11 protein-coding genes and 1 tRNA gene are annotated in these 21,052 nt (G+C 58.7%); 9 read left to right on the top strand and 3 right to left on the bottom strand.

What is annotated here, in order from left to right; all coding sequences use genetic code 11:
• The first annotated feature begins 538 nt into the window (after positions 1-538).
• The 8 genes from BLR44_RS25605 (at position 539) to BLR44_RS25575 (ending at position 10,586) form a co-directional block, all read left to right on the top strand.
• The gene (locus tag BLR44_RS25605; RefSeq protein WP_089687699.1) at positions 539-2,056 is read left to right on the top strand and encodes a TROVE domain-containing protein; all 1,518 of its coding nucleotides are present in this window, start codon (positions 539-541) and stop codon (positions 2,054-2,056) included.
• 841 nt (positions 2,057-2,897) lie between these two features.
• Positions 2,898-2,969 (top strand) — tRNA-Val (locus tag BLR44_RS28975).
• Between the two features lie 40 nt (positions 2,970-3,009).
• A complete protein-coding gene (locus BLR44_RS25600) occupies positions 3,010-3,825 on the top strand; it encodes an ATP-grasp domain-containing protein (RefSeq protein ID WP_089687695.1) in 816 nt (271 codons plus the stop codon).
• 566 nt (positions 3,826-4,391) lie between these two features.
• Positions 4,392-5,378 (top strand): hypothetical protein, encoded by a 987-nt coding sequence (locus tag BLR44_RS25595; RefSeq protein ID WP_089687693.1) that lies wholly within the window; start codon positions 4,392-4,394, stop codon positions 5,376-5,378.
• Positions 5,379-5,443: 65 nt separating this feature from the next.
• A complete protein-coding gene (locus BLR44_RS25590; RefSeq protein ID WP_089687690.1) occupies positions 5,444-6,868 on the top strand; it encodes an RtcB family protein in 1,425 nt (474 codons plus the stop codon).
• Between the two features lie 99 nt (positions 6,869-6,967).
• Positions 6,968-7,828, top strand: coding sequence for an alpha/beta fold hydrolase (locus tag BLR44_RS25585; RefSeq protein WP_143017475.1), 861 nt, complete (start codon positions 6,968-6,970; stop codon positions 7,826-7,828).
• Between the two features lie 83 nt (positions 7,829-7,911).
• Positions 7,912-9,363: a T9SS type A sorting domain-containing protein gene (locus tag BLR44_RS25580; RefSeq protein ID WP_143017474.1), complete on the top strand. Its 1,452-nt coding sequence runs from the start codon at positions 7,912-7,914 to the stop codon at positions 9,361-9,363.
• Positions 9,364-9,476: 113 nt separating this feature from the next.
• Positions 9,477-10,586: an alkene reductase gene (locus tag BLR44_RS25575; RefSeq protein WP_089687680.1), complete on the top strand. Its 1,110-nt coding sequence runs from the start codon at positions 9,477-9,479 to the stop codon at positions 10,584-10,586.
• Positions 10,587-10,671: 85 nt separating this feature from the next.
• On the opposite strand, the gene BLR44_RS25570 is transcribed toward BLR44_RS25575, so the two are convergent.
• Entirely contained in the window at positions 10,672-12,174 is a 1,503-nt protein-coding gene (locus BLR44_RS25570; RefSeq protein ID WP_176956207.1) for a tetratricopeptide repeat protein, read from the bottom strand.
• A gap of 478 nt (positions 12,175-12,652) precedes the next feature.
• Between BLR44_RS25570 and BLR44_RS25565 the strand changes: the two genes are divergently transcribed.
• On the top strand, positions 12,653-14,842 hold the full coding sequence (locus tag BLR44_RS25565) for an alpha-galactosidase (protein ID WP_089687752.1): 2,190 nt from the start codon (positions 12,653-12,655) through the stop codon (positions 14,840-14,842).
• Here the strand turns inward: BLR44_RS25565 and BLR44_RS25560 are convergent, their stop codons facing one another.
• Both BLR44_RS25560 and BLR44_RS25555 read right to left on the bottom strand, forming a co-directional pair.
• A complete protein-coding gene (locus tag BLR44_RS25560) occupies positions 14,843-18,976 on the bottom strand; it encodes a hybrid sensor histidine kinase/response regulator transcription factor (protein WP_089687675.1) in 4,134 nt (1,377 codons plus the stop codon).
• A gap of 125 nt (positions 18,977-19,101) precedes the next feature.
• Entirely contained in the window at positions 19,102-20,898 is a 1,797-nt protein-coding gene (locus BLR44_RS25555; RefSeq protein ID WP_089687672.1) for an ABC transporter ATP-binding protein, read from the bottom strand.
• Positions 20,899-21,052: the final 154 nt, after the last annotated feature.

The raw sequence follows: 21,052 nt of genomic DNA, 5'->3' as shown, positions 1-21,052 counted from the left end.
TGTCTTCTTTTCACGTTAAGCTTTGAGCTTTAAACGTTCTACGCCCCGCGCTATTCATTCAGTTATTCACTCATTCCTTTGCGCAGCTCCTCTTCTCAAAAAAATATAAAATTTATTTTGAGGAAAACTTGACTCATATCGGAAACTCAACTTACATTTGCATCACTCAAACACGAGAACTCATGAAACGCCAGATCATCTACTTAGATACGCACAAGACCATGGATCCCCTCTTCGGAAGAGAACCCATGCATGCTGCGCCCTGGCGGGAACGATAAACGCAATTCGATGCGAAATCAGCCCGGGCGCTCACCGTCCGGGCTTTTTTGTTGCCTTTCTGCACCAAACTTTCTTAGCCCGGTCCGGTAATCCGTCGTACAACGCGCTTTGTCCTGCACGTTGCCTGACGCGTCATACGCTTTCCTTATTTCTCTCAAAAACCAGTTCTTTTGAGGGCCGGGAGAAGTCTGTCTTTACTCAAAAAATCGAGATCATCTCTAAAAAAAATATCTCACTAAAATACCAATTGATTTCACGCATGCGATTCAATGTACCCCTCCGAAATCGGGACCGGACACGCAACTACGAAGGTGCCGAAGCCTACACGCTCTCGCCGGAACTGGAACTCTACGCGGCCGTGGTTACTACCACACTGTCGGACAAGTTCTACGAAGGGAGCGACGAACGGCTGGAACGCATCCGGCAGCTGATTGCGCAGGTCGACCCCGCATTTGTTGCCCGACTGGCGGTCTACGCCCGGGAGCAGATGCACCTGCGCTCGGTGCCGCTGGCCCTGACCGTCGAACTGGCCCGCATCCACACCGGCGACAGTCTCGTGGGTCGCCTGACGGGTCGGGTAATCCAACGGGCCGACGAAATCACGGAGCTGCTGGCCTGTTACCAGGCGGCGAACGGCCGGACGGGTGCAAAAAAACTCGGCCGTCTGTCGAAGCAATTGCAGAAAGGATTGGCCGTGGCGTTCAACCGGTTCGACGCGTACCAATTGGCGAAATACGACCGGGCGGCGGAAATCCGCCTGCGCGACGCCCTGTTCCTCGTCCACCCGAAAGCCAAAGATGCGGCCCAACAGGCGCTCTTCGACCGGCTGGTCCGTGACGAATTGCAGACGCCCTACACGTGGGAGACCGAACTGTCGGCCACGGGTCAGGCCCAGTTTGCGACCGAGGCAGAAAAGGCGGCCGCATTCCGCGCACGTTGGGAGGAATTGATCACCAGCGGACGGCTGGGCTACATGGCCCTGCTGCGCAACCTCCGCAATCTGCTGGAAGCCGGCATCTCCCCCGCGCACGTGGATAGGGTCTGCCAAACACTAGCCGATCCGCGCGCCGTCGCCCGGTCGCGGCAACTGCCGTTCCGTTTCCTCTCGGCCTACCGAGAGGTGCAGGACGTACGGTCGGGCTACACGCCCCAGGTGCTCGACGCGCTCGAAGCGGCGGTCCTCGCCTCGGCGGCCAACCTGCCGGGCTTCGACGGCGATACGTCGGTGCTGGTGGCCTGCGACGTCTCGGGTTCGATGCAACGTCCCCTGTCGCCGCGCTCGAAAGTGCAGCACTACGACATCGGTCTGGTGCTGGGCATGCTGTTGCAATCCCGCTGCCGGAATGTCCTCACCGGGATCTTCGGCGACACCTGGAAAACCATCGGTCTGCCGCAACAGCGCGTCTTGGCAAACGTCATGGACCTGCGGCGGCGCGAAGGGGAAGTCGGCTACGCCACCAACGGCTACCTGGTGATTCAGGAGCTACTGCGGCGCGGACAGCGGATCGACAAGGTGATGATCTTCACCGACTGCCAGCTGTGGGATAGCCGCTCCAGCAACGGCTCGCTGGCCGACGAATGGCAGCGGTACCGCCGGTTTGCACCGAATGCACGGCTGTATGTGTTCGACCTGGCCGGTTACGGCACCGCGCCGTTGCGCGTCATCGGTCGGGACGTGCACCTGATCGCCGGCTGGTCCGACAAAGTCTTCGACGTACTCGCCGCCCTCGAAAGCGGCGCCGAAGCCTTGTCGGTGATCGAACAGATTGAACTCTGATTTCTATTGTAAACATGTAAAAAGCGGTCTGGCCTACGCGGCCCGGCCTACGCGGCGCGGGAGAGTGGTGCGTACTGATCACTCTCCCACCCGACAAAAAACTAAAAGATCTCTTTCACCCCAAAAGGATGTCGTAGAGAAGTGGTACTTCGATAACCCATCGGTCGCACGTTCGAGCCGTGCCAAGGCAATTCGTTGTCTTGTAGCTCAGTTGGTAGAGCAATGGCCCCATACGCTTCCCGGTTGTTACTCCTTTTGATTTTAGTGGTGAAGTAGCGATGTGGTGGGTGGGTGGTGTGGTGAATTGAGTGAACACATCAAATGCTGTCATTTCGACCAGCGGGAGAAATCTCGTTCCTAAAGTGAGAAAATTTCTCACTACGCTTTGCTCCATTCGAACCGACAATTGAGTTAAGACAAATCACCAGCCCACCACATCGCAACAAGAAATAAGGATGCCGTAGAAGTGCGTTACTTCGGACCAGGAGGTTGTAAGTTCAAGTCTTATCATCTGTGTGACAGATGTAGCTCAACTGGATAGAGCATCTGATTATAGTCGCACTTTGCTTGTCGCTCCTTTTTTATATCGTGTGGTGAGGTAGTGAGGTAGCAATCATAGCATGTCATTTCGACCAGCGGGAGAAATCTCGTTCCTAAAGTGAGAAGATTTCTCACTACGCTTTGCTCCATTCGAACCGAGTCGCCGGCCACCGTGGGACGGCCCCCGTGGGACGGCCCCCGTGGCAACGGGCGATGACAATTGAGTTAAGACACATCACAACATTACTACACCGCCACATTGCCACACGAAATAAGGATGCCGTAGAGGTGGGGTACTTCGGTTTCATTGGTCTAAAGGTTAGGACGCGGGCATACTGCCCGAGATTGCGGGTTCAAATCCCGTATGAAAATAGTCCCTCCTCGCCTGTTGCTCCTTTTTAATCAAGAATTGCATGAATCGACAACGTCTATTACTGGTAGGGCTGGAAGCCCGGGAAGCGCGAGGCATCACCCACGGATTCGATGGGTTGTTCATTGCGCACGAGGCGTTGCCCGTTGTCCAATTAGATCAGGGAGTTCTGTACGCAGAAAGTAACTCGCGACCGGGCACGCTCCTGAAAGTCGATGCGGTGATTTATCACGGCATTTTCGAGCACGATGTGGATTTCATCACGCTGCTGGCCCTGTGGGGTGGCCCTTGCCTGCCCGATGCACAGGGGATGTTGGATTGCCGCCTCCGCCACGCCGGACTGGCGCGGGCGTTACGCATCACGCGGTTCGGCACGATGCCGCGCGGCATGGCGATTCACGCCGGGACCTGTCAGGCTCCTGAAACGACGGTAGCGAAATGGGGCAACTGGCACTGTGGCGAAAACAAAAGCCGGTTTACCGGTGCGTTTGAGGCGACGGAACCTACCGTTTTTGAGCCCTTTATTGAGGGCGAAGCGGTGCGCATCATGCGCGTGGGCGACCAGTTCTGGCAACTCCGGCTGGCGGGAGACGATTGGCTGAAATCGATCCACCATGCGGACGCCGCTTGTATGCCGATGGACGAGGCCTTGCAGGAAGATACCCGCCGACTGACGGATCACTTCCGGTTGGTGGTGGCGGGGGTGGACTACATGATCGGGCACGACGGGCAGAAATACCTACTGGAAGTCAATCATATTCCGAACGTCACCGTCTTTCCGTTTATCAACGCCGCGTACATCCGACTGGCCCAGGGCTGGTGCCAAGCGATGTGTTGGCAGGGCGATGCCGTGACGTAACCATGGGCACAACATCACCAAAGCGTCACAGAAAATAAGGATGCCGTAGAAGTGGGGTACTTCGTAACCAGTCACGTGAAAAGCCGCTCTTGGATGCTGGAAACGCCTGGATGTGTCATCACATAAGCCCTCTTCGTTTGTTGCTCCTATTCTATCGTGTGGTGGAGTAGAGATGTGGTGAGAGAGCGGATCATATTATAAACTGTCATGTCGAATGGCGTTAAAACACATCGCAACCTCACCAATCCACCACCTCAACACGTGAAAACCTTCCGGTGCCGTACGTGCGCGCTACTTCGTGGCTTTCTTAGTCTTAGGCTCGAATCCTAACTTCTCCGTTCGGGGAAGAGGCGTGCGCGGTCTGTTGCCCGGTTTTAATACAAGTGTAGAGTAAGACGTGTGAAGGAACGACACCCGCACGGCTTTTAACCAACAAGAACTCATGAAACGAAATCGAAGAAACCCATCCTGCTGGCGGTACCGCCGTCCGCGAACCTGAGCGCTGATCGGTCGGGGATAGCGGCGGCGGGTCATCGCCTATTGAATCGTTATTCCTACCCCTGATCATGACTACTGAAGAAACTGAATTTATTCTGCATACGACCTGTGGTACGCCACAACCTTTTCCCTACTTCCGCGACCGGTATGCCTTGCTGTTGCTGGCGTACGGGCTGCAAACTCAATCGCGACGCATCCGTGAGGTGCGCCAGTCACCGTTCGGGCATCTGCTGCAAAAGCCGGTGATCCGTCCGCTAATGGCCCACTGGGGAACCCACCTGCCGGAGGCGGCTGCGCTGCGGGACTACCTCGACGAAGGATCGAAGCTGTTTCTGCTGACGTGGGACCGCTGGGGGGCACAGTACCGAAAGAGCCGCAAAGTCGGGTGGAAACAGACGTCCCGGCCCGGCTGGAACCTGGTGTTGCAGTTGAACTTTGACTGGGAGCACGACATCGCTTACCGCACCTTCTATGGGCAAAACCAGTTTGGGTACGCTCCGTTCAGTTATGAGTGCCATCCGGCGCAAAGCGGTCGGTTGCAAACCCTCGCCTGGGCGCGGCTCGACCTCTCCCTCGAAACCGGCGAAGTCCTGATAGAGGAGATTCAGAGCGACTGGCTGAAAGAAGTGCGGCGGATCGCCCATATTCTGACGAAGGAACCCGACGACGATTGGATCAACCTGGCGTCGCTGCGCAGGTACCAGCAAACGCTGCAACCCTACTACAAACTCTGGGAAGAGGCGATGTTGTCGGCGGTGCTGTGGATGGCGAAAGAAGAGCTCGGCCTGTCGACGGTGTATTACCACACCTACGAAGGTGGGCTGTGGATGAAAGGCCTGACATCAGACAACGGCCCGCCCCGGTCGCTCTACACGCAGTTGCCGCGCCGGTTTGGCTTTGCCCTGACCGAAGAAGCGCCACGATTTCTGCAGAACGAACCGTTCCTCCACCGGAAACTCCGTCGGAATACGGGCCTGGCGTGGTATCGGCTGGCGCTGAGCGCAGAGAGCAAAGCGCAGCGCGTTTATGCAAACCCAGCGACGTTGGGCCTGTGACCTCAGGCCCTGCGACTTTTTAGAATATGTAATTTGCAATTTGTAATCAGAAATTAATTTCACTCATGGCTTCGAACCAGATTACCGGAAAAGAACTCCGGCAGCTCGGCTACCCCGAAGGACCGGCCATTGGCCACGCGATGCGGGCGCTGGAGGGCGGTTTCCGGGGGAAGAGCAAAACCTTTAAACTCGATCTGCTGACGCGCGTGCTGCGCGAACCGGCGCTCTACCGCGACCACGATCACCTGGGTCCGGTGGCGGAAGCGCTCATCGGCAAGCAGGAGCGGCAGGCCCACGCGCTGCACACCCAGCGCATTCCGTACGCCATCTACGGGGCCGAGGGCATTGAACCGGGCGCGGTGAACCAGATGGAAATTGCGATGAAGTTGCCCGTGACCCGCGCCGGGGCGCTGATGCCCGATGCCCATCAGGGCTACGGCCTGCCCATCGGAGGCGTGCTGGCGACCGAAAACGCGGTGATTCCTTACGGCGTGGGCGTCGACATCGGTTGCCGGATGTGCCTGTCGGTCTTCGACCTGCCGATCAGCGGGTTGCAACACGACCGCGCGCGCTTCCAGAAGCTGCTAAACGACCATACGCGGTTCGGGCAACAGGTCTTTCAGAAACCACTCGACGATGCGGTGCTGGAGCGGCCGGAATTTCAGGACATCCGGGTGGTACGTGAGCTGAAAGACCGCGCCTGGCGGCAGATCGGCTCGTCGGGCGGCGGCAACCACTTCGCGGAGTTCGGGGTGGTCGACATCCTGGAAGCAGACAATGGACTGGGACTCGCTCCCGGTCAGTACCTCGCCGTATTGTCACATTCGGGGTCGCGGGGGCTAGGTGCAGAAATTGCCCGGCACTACACGCACGTCGCCAAAACGCAGTGCCAACTGCCCGACGAGGCGCGGCATCTGGCCTGGCTCGACCTCGACGGGGAAGCGGGACAGGAGTACTGGCGGGCGATGAACCTGGCGGGCGATTACGCGTCGGCGAACCACCACCACATCCACCGGCGACTGGCCCAGGCGTTGGGTGCACAACCGCTGGCGATGGTGGAAAATCACCACAATTTCGCCTGGAAAGAAACCGGGGCCGACGGCCGCGAGTACATCGTGCACCGGAAAGGCGCGACCCCCGCGGGGGCCGGCGTTCTGGGAATCATCCCCGGCTCCATGACCGCGCCCGGCTTCATCGTCCGGGGCAAAGGCGACGCCACGTCGCTGAACTCGGCGTCGCACGGGGCGGGGCGGGTGATGTCGCGACGGAAGGCGAAAGACACGCTGAACAAGCACGCCGTGCGGCAGCACCTGCACAACCACGACGTGACCGTGATCGGCTCCGGCCTCGACGAAGCGCCGATGGCCTACAAGGACATCCGAAAGGTGATGGCCGCTCAGTCGGAACTGGTGGACGTGCTCGGCACATTTACGCCCCGGATCGTACGGATGGCCGGTCCGACCGACGGCTTCGACGAAGTAACGGATTGATGACGCAGGCCCTTCTTCGGTGGAGTTTCCACGGAGGAAGGGCTTTTTGCGTGCAGACCATAATGGCTACTTTTGGGCACAAACCACATTTTGCCCAACATGCAAAAAGCGACGATCTACAAAAGTCAGGCGAGTCAGCGTGCGGTGACCGCATGGATCGACCAGCGGCTTCTCGCACTCGACGCAACCTCGCAGATCGTCGAAACCCGGATGGGGCTGACGCATGTACTGACGACGGGTGCCCCCACGGCTCCACCCCTGTTGTTGCTGCCGGGCACCAACTTTTCGGCCCTGGCCTGGGCCCCGTACTTTCCGCTGCTGCGTGATCAGTTTTACCTGATTGCGGTCGATACCCTGGGGCAACCCGGCAAAAGCGCCTCCTATCGGTTTCCGTTCAAAGGAGACGCATACGCGCAATGGCTGGAAAGTCTGTTGGAAGTCCTGAACGTGGGGCGTGCACACGTCGCGGGGCATTCCCTGGGCGGGTGGCTGGCGTTGCACCTGGCCGGCACCCGACCGGCCTGCGTCAACCGGCTGGTCCTACTCGATCCGGCCGGACTCATTCCCCTCCGGCTGACGGGGCAACTCATCGGACGGTCGCTGCCACTCCTATGGAAACCTACCCCGGCACAGGTGCGCTCCCTGCTGGCGACGATGACGACGCAGCCTCCCTCCGACACTATGGTGGAGTGGATGACACTGGTGGTCCGGTCGGTGCAATCGAGCCTGGCCCCGCCTGCGCTGCCACCGAAGCAACTCCGCCAAATTAAAGCTCCTACGCTGTTGCTTTCGGGGGAGAAAGATGTGTTTCTGCCGCCCAAAAAATTAGCCCGGATTGCCCGGAAGTACCTGTCGAACATTACCGTCGAGATCGTCCCTGACGCGGGGCATCTATTGCCCGAAGAGCAACCCGCCTTCGTGAGCCGGCGGCTGGCGACCTTCCTTTCCGCACCCTCGTAGGCATTCTGCTTCCATAACGTCGGGATTTTACAAAGCGGGCGGCCTGCTTTTCTTGTTTCTTGCCGCCCTCTTTCGATCCTACGATGAACCTTCGCCTTCTTTTTTTTCTGGTGGTTGCCGCCTGGGCACACGCCGTTTGTTCCGCCTCCCCAGGCTTACCTGCCCTTTCCACGACCGACACACACTCGGATGCGGATAGCATGGTGGTGTTCCTGTTTCATACCCCGACCGATTCGGTGCCCACGCACAAACTCTCGTTCACTTACACCAACGCGCTGCTACACGAGCAGATCTCCTGGCTGTGGGCGCCTGCTTCAGGTTGGCAACCCAATGCCCGGTGGCAGCGCACCTACGATAGCCAGGGGCAGCTGGTGTCTCTTGTTTTCGCGGAGGCCAGTGCTGCCGGCGCCACCTGGCAGGACGTCACGCGGTGGGAGTATGTCTACGATACGCAGGGCAACCAGACCTCAGAAATAAAGTACACCCGCTGGAACAATGCCTGGCTGGAGCAGGCCCGATTCGACGAAGTGTACGACGCACAGCAACGCTTAGCGTACTGGGCCAGCTACCACTGGGTCCAGGGTGCGTGGCAGGGCGTTACCCGGTATCGTAACCTCTACGATGCCGAAGGACGCATACAGACGCTGTCTCAAGACCAATGGGTAGCCAACACCTGGGGAAATCACCTGCAGACGACGCACACTTATCGCCCCGACGGTCAGCTGGTAGAAGTCAAGACGGACGAGTGGCAACCGTCAGGGCAACAGTGGGTTAACAAATTTATGACTACGTACGCCTATTCCGCAGAAGGATACAAAGAGAGCGAATGGGACCAGGCCTGGGTCATTCCTCAGCAGGCGTGGGTGTCGGAGTCGCGCACCCTGTACACGAACGACTCTGCCGGGCGCACCACCGGATTTACGACGGACCGCTGGCTGGAAGAGGCGCACCAGTGGGTGCCGCTGGCCCGTGGCGAATCCGGGTACGATGCACAAGGGCACGTGGTCCTGAGTCGGAGGTACGATTGGAGCCCCCAGGCCGACACTGGCCGCTGGGTGGGCGTCTATGCGCAGTACTCCCGATACGACGGGGCCGGCAATCTGCACCAGTGGGAGGAATGGCTCTGGGATGCCGCCTCTGAAAATTGGGTTGCCGATACCCACATGGCCTATCAGTACGACGCGCTGGAGCGCATCGTCTGTCACATTTTTAGCAACTGGGACTCTGATCGGTGGGTGCCCAACGTCAAACACTACGCCTACTACCCTACGCCAACGAGTAGTCCGGACCGCCCGCTGTCGTCCCCCTGGGGCCTCTATCCCAACCCGGCACACGAGCAGGTGCGCCTAGCCTGGCCACCCTCCGTCAGCCAGGGGACGCTCCGTCTGTATACCAGCCTAGGACAGCTTGCCTGGCAAACCGACGTTACGGCGACCCAGCCTTTGCTCCGTCTGCCTCCGCTGCCGCAAGGTACGTACCTCGCGGTGCTGGAAACGTCACTGGGCTCCTTTACCCAAAAACTGCGCATCCAGTAGCCTCCCACAGCCGCCTACGTTACCCGTAGGCTATTCTCTAAAACTATTGGCCCTTTCGAGAACAAACTTTCGTCTCGACACGTTATCTGTATCAACATTTAATACAGATACATATGTCGACACAACCTTTGTTAACCGAATATACGATGGGAGACCTCACCCTGAAGAACCGGGTGGTGATGGCTCCGATGACGCGCAGCCGGGCCAACAATGCCGAAAATGCTCCGTTCGATATTCACGCCGAATATTACCGGCAGCGGGCTTCGGCCGGATTGATCATCAGCGAAGGCTCGCAAATTTCGCCACGGGCCGTAGGGTATATCAACACGCCGGGCATCTACTCAGCCGCGCAGGTCGAAGGCTGGAAACCGGTGACCCAGGCGGTACACGAAGCCGACGGAAAAATCTTCCTCCAACTCTGGCATGTAGGGCGGATGTCGCACCCCGACTTTCACGGCGGAAAACTGCCGCTGGCTCCTTCGGCACTCAATCCGCACGCCAAGTCGTTTACACCGGAAGGGTTTAAGGATACCGTCGCTCCCAAAGCCATGAGTCTGGAAGAGATTCAGGAAACGATCGAAGATTTTAAACGGGGCGCCGCCAACGCCTGGGAAGCAGGCTTCGATGGGGTGGAAATCCATTCGTCGAACGGATACCTGTTGCACCAGTTTTTCAACGGCACGTCCAACCACCGGACGGACGAGTACGGCGGCTCGATCGAAAACCGCGCCCGGATTTTATTCGAAGTAATCGATGCCATCAAAGAAGTGATGCCGGAAAACCGGATCGGCGTACGGCTGAATCCGTCGTTGCACGGCACGTTCGGCATGACGCTGGATGAAGAAACCATCCCCACGTTCGACTACATCGTGAAGCGACTGAACGAGTACAATCTGGCGTATCTGCACCTGTCCGAGCCGTTTACCGACGTGAGTGATGTGCCGCACGCCGAGCCTCACATTGCGAAGCGCTACCGGCCTCTGTACCAGGGCACCCTGATGATCAACGGTGGGTTCGACCAGGACAAAGGAAATCAGGTACTTCAGGACGGTGAGGCCGATCTGGTTTCGTTCGGAAAACTGTTTATTTCGAACCCCGATCTGCCCGAGCGGTTTGCGCAGCATGCGGAACTCGCCGACTGGGACCAGGACACGTTCTACACACCCGGTACGAAAGGCTACACGGACTATCCCACGCTGGCTGCCACCGAGGTCAACAACTAATTTTCAGTAGTACAGTTGATAAAACGCCCTTGTTCCGAAGGAACAAGGGCGTTTCTGTTTTGTATGGACGGTAAATTTTCCGCTGTTACCTGGATTTCGACAGGACTTCGTTCATCAGAGTAACCACCTGGTCGAGCTCCTGCGCAGAGTGCTCGAGGTGGCCCAGAATGGTGGGCAGCTCTTCCGGCTTCACCAATTCGATGCGGACCAGTTGCAAAAGACCGAGAATCCGAGCCAGCGGGCCCCGCACTTTGTGTGCGTTCAACTCGGCATATTCTTTAAAAAGCTGGTTCTGTTGTGCCAGCGATGCCGTCCGCTCGCGCACTTTGTCTTCCAATTGCTGGTTGAGCTCGGTAATGGCCTCGTTGGCGCAGCGTAGTTGTTCCGACTGGGCTTCAATTTCTTCTTTGTGTGCCGAAATCTGCTGGTTCCGTTCCTCTACGTACGAAATGACCTCTTTCAGATGTTCGTTGATCTGACTGATTTCGTCGTAAGCCGCCTTCAGTTCCGTGTGGCGCAAGCGGTGAATTTCGGCTTCGCGTTCGCTCTTCTCCAGCTCATGCCGAATGGAAAGGCGCTTGAGTTGCATCTGCACTTCGTCGCTCGCCATGTGGTCGCGTAAGGCCAGGTACTCTTCCAGGCATTCCAGTGCGCGGGGTGCATCGCCCGCTAGCTTATAGTACCGACTCAGGAGGTGGTACAGCGTACACACCTTACTCTGCACCCCTACCTGACGCGCCCATTGCAACCCTTCTTCCAACAGCGGAAACGCGAGGTCCGGCTTGCCCAACTCCAGGTGAAACTCGCCCAGATGCGTCAGGGTCGTAACCAACCCATTTTTCAGAGAAGCTTTCCGCCGCAACGCCAGACTTTGGCCGTAATAGTCGAGTGCCTGCGCAACGAGTCCTTTCTTTCGGTAAATGAATGCGGTATCGTGTAAAGTGCGCGACAGCCCGTAGTTGTCCTGACACCGCTCTTGCAGGTGGCGGGCTTTCGCCAGGTACGTTAATGCTTGGCCGTAGTTTACTTCCAACAGGCAGACACTGGCCAAGCCGTCGTAAATGCGGGCCTGGGTGATGGGGACGCTGACGCGATTGGTGTAGTGCTCCGGCAAGGCCAGCCCCTTTTCGAAACAGCGGCGGGCATTTTCCAGATCTTTCAGATCCAGGTACTGGTTACCCAATAGATAATAGGTAGAAAGCCAGTCTTCCGTCACCTGAGTTTCTTCCAGAATGGCCAGCGCTTCCAGCAATTCCCGCATGCCGCGGGTCAGGTCTCCCAGCGTCCAGGTGATCAGTCCCGCCACTCCTTTGGCAAACACCAGTTGCCCGGGATCGCCCAGGGCCCTGACTTGCGGCAGGCAGTCCTCTAGCTGCTGAAGCGCTTCGCGCTGCTGCCCGTTCATGTAAATGCCAAAAACCTCGGCCAACAGACATTCCAGGCGCTCTTTCTCGCTTTCCTGCTGCCCAAAATACGCTTTCGCCTGTTGTAACAGGGCCAGGTACTGCGTCAGTTGGTCAGCATCGAAAATGTTATACTGGTAGGCCTGCTCGACGAGCTGCTTTACTTCAGACGAGGAAGCTTCCATGGGCAGCAAGGCTGCCTGCAGGTTTTGAGTAGCAATAGTTCTTGAATTGTTACGCGCCATTTTCACACTGAAGCGGTGCGTAATTACGCACATCTCTAGAGAACCACAAAAGGCCCCCTAACTATAAATTGTAATATTTATTCAAAAATTAACAATATTCAACCCAAAGGTGCGGATCTTCCGTTGCCTGGAATGAACTGTTCGTGTGTGAAAGATAGAAATTTGCCTTATTTCAAGACAAGTGAAGGAAAGGCTTCTCCTTGCAAATGCAATTTCTTCGAAGGAACAACGCTTTTTATGGATGATGACAGCGTTCGGCAAGGTGTCATCCTGCTCAAGATGTAGCCTCGTATCCACCACGTGCTTTTCCGAAAAAAAATACAGCCCTTCCACTGCACCGCGCTTCAGAAGCTGTGCTTACTCACATGAATTGCATCCGATCCTGTACTTTGCATCGGAAACCTACTACCTCACCCCTATGCGTTTTTTGCTTCCGTTTTTGCTGGCGCTCTGCACAGGTACCCTCCTAGCTGCTCCGGCCGATTCGCTGATTACCGTCGAAACCGAGCACACTGCACTGGTGATGCGCGTGACGCCCCATGGCGACGTTTCGGTCGTCTACCTGGGCAACCGCCTGCAACAACCCGCCGATTACCAAACGCTTCCGGTCCAACCGGCTCAGGGCCAGGGCTATGACTACACCGAGCTTTATAATTCGGCCTATACGCCGGCCGGCAGCCGCAACCTGCTGGAACCCGCCCTGCGTGCCACCCACGCCGACGGGAACCCCTCGCTCGACTTACGGTACGTCAGCCACCAGACGCAACGCCTCGACCAGGGCATCCGCCAGACGGCCATCACCCTGAAAGATCCGCAGTATCCGTTCGAAGTGGTGTTGTATTACAAGACCTATCCGGAAGTGGACGTGATCGAACAATGGTCGACCATCCGCCACCGCGAGCGAAAAGACGTGGTCTTGCACAAGTACGCCTCGGCGAACCTGTACCTGCCGGCCCAGTCTTACTACCTCACGCACTTTCACGGAGACTGGGCGCGGGAAATGAACCCCCGTGAAGAGCAACTATCGGAGGGCATCAAGGTGCTGGATTCCAAGTTGGGCGCCCGGGCGGACCTGTTCCAGCCCCCTTCATTTCTGCTAGCGTTCAACCAGCCCGCGCACGAGGATCACGGCGACGTGCTGCTGGCCAACCTGGCGTGGTCGGGCAACTACAAAATCGACTTTGAAGTCGATCCGTTGCACAACCTGCGCCTCATCGCAGGCATCAACCCTTACGCTTCCGAATATTATCTCCCTGCCAATCAGACCTTTACAACACCCGCCCTGGTCTACACATTCTCGTCCAAAGGCACCGGGCAAGCCAGCCGCAACCTGCACCGCTGGGCGCGCCGCTACCGCATTCCGCAAGGGCAGGAAGAGCGCCTCACCCTGCTCAACAACTGGGAGGCGACGTACTTCGACTTCAACGAACCGAAACTCACGGCCCTTTTTAAAGACGGTGCCGATTTGGGGGTGGACCTGTTTCTGCTCGACGACGGCTGGTTTGCCAACAAGTACCCCCGCAACGACGACCACACCGGCCTGGGCGACTGGCAGGAAAACCGGCAGAAACTGCCGCACGGCATTGGCTATCTGGTGAAGGAAGCCCAGGCGGCGGGCGTTAAGTTCGGCATCTGGCTGGAGCCGGAGATGGTCAGTCCGAAAAGCGAACTCTACGAAAAGCACCCCGATTGGGTCATCAAACTGCCCAACCGCGACGAATACTACTTCCGCAACCAACTGGTGCTCGACCTTTCCAACCCGAAAGTGCAGGACTTTGTCTACGGCGTGGTAGACGACCTGATGACGAAAAACCCGGACCTGAGCTACATCAAGTGGGACTGTAACGCGGTGATTTACAACGCCTACTCGGCAACGGCCAAGCACCAGACGCACCTGTATGTAGATTACGTGAACGGCCTCTACGACGTGCTGGAGCGGCTGCGGCAAAAGTACCCCACACTGCCCCTTATGCTCTGCTCGGGTGGCGGCGGGCGCGTCGATTACGGTGCCCTCCGGTACTTCACCGAATTCTGGCCCAGCGACAACACCGACGGTCTGGAGCGGGTGTTTATCCAGTGGAACTACTCCTACTTCTACCCGGCCCTGGCCACGTGCAACCACATTACCGAATGGGGCGATCAATCCCTCAAGTACCGGACAGACGTGGCGATGATGGGCAAGCTGGGGTATGACATCGTGGTCGGCGAACTTCCCGAAAAAGAACTGCGGTTTTCGCAACAGGCGTTGCAGCAGTACGAAAAGATGCAGGACGTGATCTGGCAGGGCGATCAGTACCGCCTGGCTTCACCTTACGAGGGCGACGTCGCGTCGCTCCTGTACGTGAACGAGGCGCAGAACCGGGCCGTGTGGTTTTCGTACCTGGTGAGCGAGCGCTTCCAGGCCGGGAGCCACCTGCCGGTGCGCCTGAAGGGGCTGGACCCCGCCAAGAAGTACCGGATTCGTGAGTTGAACCTCTACCCCGATGCGCGCACGCCCTTCGGAGAAGAATCCGTGTATTCCGGTGATTACCTCATGCAGGTCGGCGTCAATCCACAGGTGAACGGACGCCGCAGCAGCGTGGTGCTGGAAGTCAATGCGGTAGAGTAATTATTCTACCGCCGGTTCGGCCGACGACTCTTCCATGTAGGCGGAGGGCGTTACACCATACTGCTCCTTGAAGCATTTGGCGAAGTAGGACAGGTTTTGAAACCCAACCAGGTACGCAATTTCCGAAACGGCTCCGTACCGCTGCCGCAGCAGTTGAGCGGCCCGTTGCAGGCGTAGGGTACGAATAAATTCTACAGGTGCCTGGCCCGTCAGAGCCTTCAATTTGCGATACAGCTGCATGCGGCTCAGGGTCAGCGCCTCCGCCAGCTGATCCGTGCCGAAATGCTCGTCGGCCAGGTGTTGCTCTACCAGCGCAATGGCGCGCTGCAAGAACCGTTCGTCGGCCGAAGGCACCTGAACGGAGCTGACCTGCACGGCGGGGGCAGCTTCTGTCTCGGGCACCATACCCCCGTGAGCGCGGTCCACATCGCGTAATTGCTCACGATAGCGTTTCCGCAAACGCTGCCGCTGCTCAATCAAATTCCGCACCCGCGCCTGCAATTCCTGCGGCACAAAAGGTTTGGTCAGGTAGTCGTCGGCGCCTTCGTCCAGGCCGTCGATTTTACTTTCGACCGAGGCTTTGGCCGTCAGCAAGATCACGGGAATGTGGCTGGTCCGCACGTCGCGTTTGAGGTGCCGCGTCAGCGCCAGGCCGTCGAGGCGTGGCATCATCAGGTCCGAGATGATCAGGTCGGGAATTTCGCGCAGCGCTTTCGCCAGGCCTTCTTCCCCGTCGTGCGCTTCGGCGAGCCGGTACTGCCCGGCAAAGCAACTGCGGATGTAGGCCCGCACGTCCGGATGGTCTTCGACGATCAACAACAGAGGCGCTTCGGGTGCGGCAACCGTTTCGGGCAGGGCGGCGAGCTCCTCAGAAACGTCCGCCTCTCCTACCTCGGTCACAGGTGCGGCCGTCGTCACCACCACGTTGGCCGGCAGTGTGGCTAATGCAATGGGCAACCGAACCCAGAATTCGGTCCCCACGCCCTCCTGGCTCTGCACCGAAATTTGTCCGCCGTGTAGTTGCACCAGCTCCTTCGTCAACGTTAGGCCGATGCCAGTGCCGTTGTGCTGCCGGGTGGCAGAACCGTCTACCTGATGAAACCGGTCGAAGACCCGCTCCAACTGGTCGGCCGGAATGCCGACGCCCGTGTCTTTCACGTAGAGCGATACCCACCCGGGCGTTTCCGCCAGGGCCGTCACCTGCACGCGCCCCCCTTCGTCGGTGAATTTGAACGCGTTGGACAACAGGTTTCCTACAATCTTTTCCAGTTTGTCGGCATCGTAATAGGCCGGAATGGCCGTCAGGGGCACATCGAGCAGCAGATGAATCCGGCGGCTCTCGGCCAGCGACGAAAACGAAAACGTCAGGCGGCGCAGCACCTCCCGCAGATCGCCCGCCATCACCTGGATTCGTACCTCACCCGCTTCCAGCTTGGCGACGTCCAGCAGTTGGTTGATCAGCGACAGCAGCCGCTGGGCATTCCGTTGCATGCCCCGAAACCGCGAAACCTGCGGATCGTGCGCGGGAAGCGCAGCCAGCACCTCCTGCAAAGGCCCCAGAATAAGCGTCAGCGGCGTACGGAATTCGTGCGAGATGTTGGTAAAGAAGCTGGTTTTCAGGTGATCCATTTCCTGTAACTTCTCGGCTTCCAGCCGCTTGAGGGCCAGGGCACTGCGCAGCCGCTCCTGGTAGAGAAAATAGCGAAAAACAAGGTACAACAGGCCTGCCAGCAACACCACATACAAGGCCCAGGCCCAGCCCGTCTGCCACCAGGGGGGCGTAATGGTGACGCGCAACATAACGCCGGCGTTGTTCCAGATGCCGTCGTGGTTGGCCCCGATGGCCCGGAAGGTGTACGTTCCGGGCGACAGGTTAGGATACGAAGCGAACCGACGGTTGCCCGAGTAAATCAGTTCGTCGTCGACCCCCTCCAACTGGTACGCGTACTGATTTTTTTCAGCGGCGGTAAAATCGAGCGCGGCAAATTCGAACGCCAGGAAGTTTTGGTCGTAGGACAACGTCAGCTCCCGCAGGTACGACGACGCCGCCACGGTACGGCTGGACGCCAGCGGCTGGTTCATCACCTGCAACTGCGTCAGCACCACCGGCGGCGCCTGCTGGCTCATGGGCATGCTGAGGGGGTTGAAGGCGTTCAGCCCATTTACCCCACCGAAATAGAACGTACCACTCGCCCCCCGGTGGCAGGTTCCCACTTCGAACATCGGGTTCTGTAAGCCGTCGGCCATGTCGAACGACAAAAACGTTTGGGTCTGAGGATCGAACCGACTCAGGCCCCGGTTGGTACTGATCCACCACCGGTGCAGGTCGTCTTCCAGCAGACCTAGCACCTGATCGTTCGGCAGGCCGTGTTTACTCCACCAGTGTTGCGGCTCCGGCAGGTTACGCGCATCGCCCCCCTGGGCGTACCGCCAAAGCCCGCTGTCGGTCCCGAGCCACAGACTGCCGTCGCTGCCCGGGCGAATCTGGTACACGGTGGTGCCGGAACCGGGGGCATTTCCTGCCGCGCGCACCAACTGCCCCAGCGCCGGGTCGAGCCAGAACAGCCCTTCTCGCAGGGTACCGACCCATAGTGTTCCCTGCGGGTCTTCTCCTACGCTCAGTACGTTGCGGATGGTGGTGTTGCCCAGGCTGTCGAACGCCAGGGGAATGGGGGTAAACGTACCCGTTGTCGGATCGAAGCGGAACAGGCCCTGGTCGAACGAGCCGATCCAGAGTTGATCGCGACGATCCTGAAAAATGGTGAACGCCAGGCGCGGTGCCGGCCGATTGTCCGTCGGACCAAAATGGGTGAACCGGCCCGTAGCACGGTCCATGCGGTGCAACCCGCCGCCGTACGTACCGATCCAGAAATTTCCCTGTCGATCTTCGAACATGCACTGCACGGCGTCGTGCTGTAGTGCCGCAGGGTTGCCGGGATCGGCCCGGTAATGGCGAAACGTCCGGGTCCGGCGGTCGTACCGATTCAGGCCCCCTTCCAGAGTACCGATCCAGAGCATGCTGTCCCGGTCTTCCCAGGCATTGAGGACGTAGCGCGCGCTCAGGCCGTTGGGTTCTTCCTGTTTGTAGCGGATGTGTTGAAACTTCTGTGGCGTACGGGCCACCAGATCGATCCCATCTTCCACGTAGCCAAGCCAAAGGTTGCCGGTCGAATCGACGTACATGCCGTTGATGTGGTTGCTGTGCAACCCGCCGTTCTCGTCCGACGTCTGCGCATAATGCCGCAGGCGGCGCTGCCCCGGATCATACACGTAGAGTCCCTGACGCGTTCCGATCCAGAGTCGAGACGAGGCGTCCTGTTGTAACTGCCGCACCTGATCCCCAAAATCGGTGGCCACCACTTCCGTCACGACCTCCTGCGGCCGCAATTCCCCCTCGGGCGAATACGACGGTGTCAGGCGTACCAGGCTGGTGCGGGCGGCGACCCACAAGTCGCCATCAGGCTGCCGCACGACCTCGCCCAGGCGTTGTTCGTCGTTCGGCAGCGGCACCGGCTGCCACGTGCCCGTGGTTTTGTCGAGCCAAAGCAGGCCGTTGCGGTTGGTGCTGACCCACATGCCGCGCTCGTCTTCGGCGCAGGACATGATGTGCGGCACTTCCTCCCACGCATCCGGCCACGGGTAAGCCCGATACTGCCCGGAACGCAGGTCAAGACGCCCCAGGCCCCCGTCTATCCCCAACGTACTGACCCACAGCCCTTCCTGCCCGGCTTCGCCGTACAACACGTTGACGCGCTGACTTTTCAGAGCCGGTAGCTGAATCCGCTCAATCTGCTCGTGTTCCAGTTTCATCCGACACAGCCCTCCGCTCGTGCCGATCCACAGGTAGCCGTGCGGATCTTCGAACAGACTCGTCACGTGGTTGTTGGAAAGCGAAGTAGAGTCGTCCGGGTCGTTCTGAAAAACGCGGGTCTGGTAGCCGTCATAACGGCTCACACCATCCCACGAGCCGATCCAGAGAAAGCCCTGGCGGTCCCGCCACAGGCAGTTGGCGCTCCCGACCCGCAGTCCCTGTTGCCCTCCCAGGTAATGGAAGTAGGGATCGTCTTGAGCGGCCACCCGAAAGGCAGGCAACGCCAGCAGACAGACTAGCCAACAGAACCAGAATTGACGCACGGCAGTAAGGGCACAAGTCGCGGGAAAAGGCGTGAAGAAAACGAACGAAGGTACAAATTCGACGGTGAGTTTGGTGGCTCAGCCGTGTTATTTTTTCGGAATTACCGTAGTATCTTACGCATACCTTACACCACAACGGGCAAGGTCTCCTGGTATTGCCACAGGGCAGCAAATCGCTCGCTTCGGCGGCGTAGGTCCTCGAACGTTCCTTCGTCCACGATGCATCCCCGGTCCAGCAGGTAGATGTAGTCGAACTGCAGCAGCAGGTGCAGCCGGTGCAACGACGACACCACCGCCTTGTTGGCAAAGGCCCGGAACAGTTCGTGGTAGAGTTGCATTTCGGTGCGGGGATCGACGCTGCTGGTAGGCTCGTCCATCAATACCAGGCTGCTGGTGCGGGCGGCCAGCAGTCCCCGGGCCAACGCCAGCCGCTGCCGTTGCCCTCCCGACAGGTTGATGCCTTTTTCCTGAATGTTGGTATCGAGCCCGTGAGGCAACTGCCGGAGCACAGCGGCAAACTGTGCCGTTTCGCACGCCGCCCACACCTCCTCTTCACTGAAAGGCAGGCCCAGGGTGATGTTGTACCGGAGGGTATTTTCGAAGATTTCGGGCTCCTGCGGCAGCAGGGTTACGGCTTGTGTAATGCAGCTAAAATCCGGGTGCGGCAGGCCGTCGACCCGCAGTTGCACGCCCGGCTGCGGCTCGTACAACCCTCGCAACAGCGCCAAGAGGGTGCTTTTTCCACTGCCGCTTTCGCCGATCAGCGCGACCCGCTGGCCTCGTACCAGGCGTAGGGTCAGCCCATGCAGGCCGGTCGGGGGTGCGGCTTCGGTTGAGGCAAGTTCCGACGCAGCATGGCGCTGCCGGTAGGCAAAGCTCAGGTGTTCAATGTCCAGCCGCTGCCAGTGGTCCGGCAGTCCCTCCAGCGGCTCGGGGCGGTGTTGGCGTTCGTAGGCCTCGCGCATCCCCTCGGCCGTTTGCACGTGCGTATGGTACTGGACGATCTGCGTATACTGGTACGCCACGTCGTTGAACACACTCGTAAACTGGTTCACGTAGCCCAACAACGTCACCAGCCCGCCGATCAGAAAAACCTGCCCAGGTTGCCAGTGTTCGTGCACGTACCCGACCGTTACTACGGCGTAGATCAGTCCGATCAGCATCTGGGCCGTAAACCATTTCCACTCGTTGATTTCGATGTTGCGCCGGAACGGCGGAAATACGTCCATAACCTTACGTAACAGACTGGTTTCCATGCGCTTTTCCAGACGCAGCGTCACCACCGTCACGATGTTGGACAGGCTGTCGAACAGCGTGGACGACACCAGATGCTCCCGCTCGTTGACCTCGCGCAGCGTACGCACAAAAGGTTTGTCGAACCGAAAAATCACGGCGATGATCAGCAGTCCGATGCCGACCCCGATGCAGCCGTACAAAGGCGCGAAGTACAGCATCGCCGCAAACGAAAAGACAAACTTTGCCAACGCATGGAGGTAAACAAAGCCGGCCTGAAAGAAGTCGCGCAGCGCTTCGTGCGCTTTCCGCAGGCGGTTGATCGTGGCGCCGCTGTGGTGATCCTGATGCCATTCCAGCGGCAGGTGCACGACCTGATGGTAGCGTTCCTCCAGGAAATTCTGCCCCACCCGAAACGCCAGCGCACGTTCCATTACCCGCGCCGGTCCGTGAAAACACCACTCCAGCACCCGCAGTGCCAGGTAGCCGCCCGCATAAAGCCACACGTGTCGCAGAATATCCGTACCCTCGCGTTGCAGGGCCGTCACAAACCAGCCGTACAGCAGCGGCTGCACCGAGAAAATGAGGTTGGCCACCCCGAACATCGCATAAATCAGCACAAAGCGCCCGCGTGCCTCACGGGCGTACCGCCAGGCCGTGCCCAGCAGGGAAAAATAGGGATTGCGCATACAACGCCAGTCGGAAAGAGTCGCTCAGTAACTTGTTGAAAGCCAGTGGGGATAGCCAGCACAAAAGTAATGAGAAAGCGGGGTTCCTGATGTTGCATCACCCCTGTAATCTCTCAAAAAATACTACACCCACGCGCAGGAGGAAATGAGTGAA

It is taken from the genome of Catalinimonas alkaloidigena (genome assembly GCF_900100765.1).
Taxonomy (GTDB): domain Bacteria; phylum Bacteroidota; class Bacteroidia; order Cytophagales; family Flexibacteraceae; genus Mooreia; species Mooreia alkaloidigena.
The sequence above is the reverse complement of the archived record's forward strand: the minus strand, read 5'-3'. Positions and strand labels throughout refer to the sequence as shown.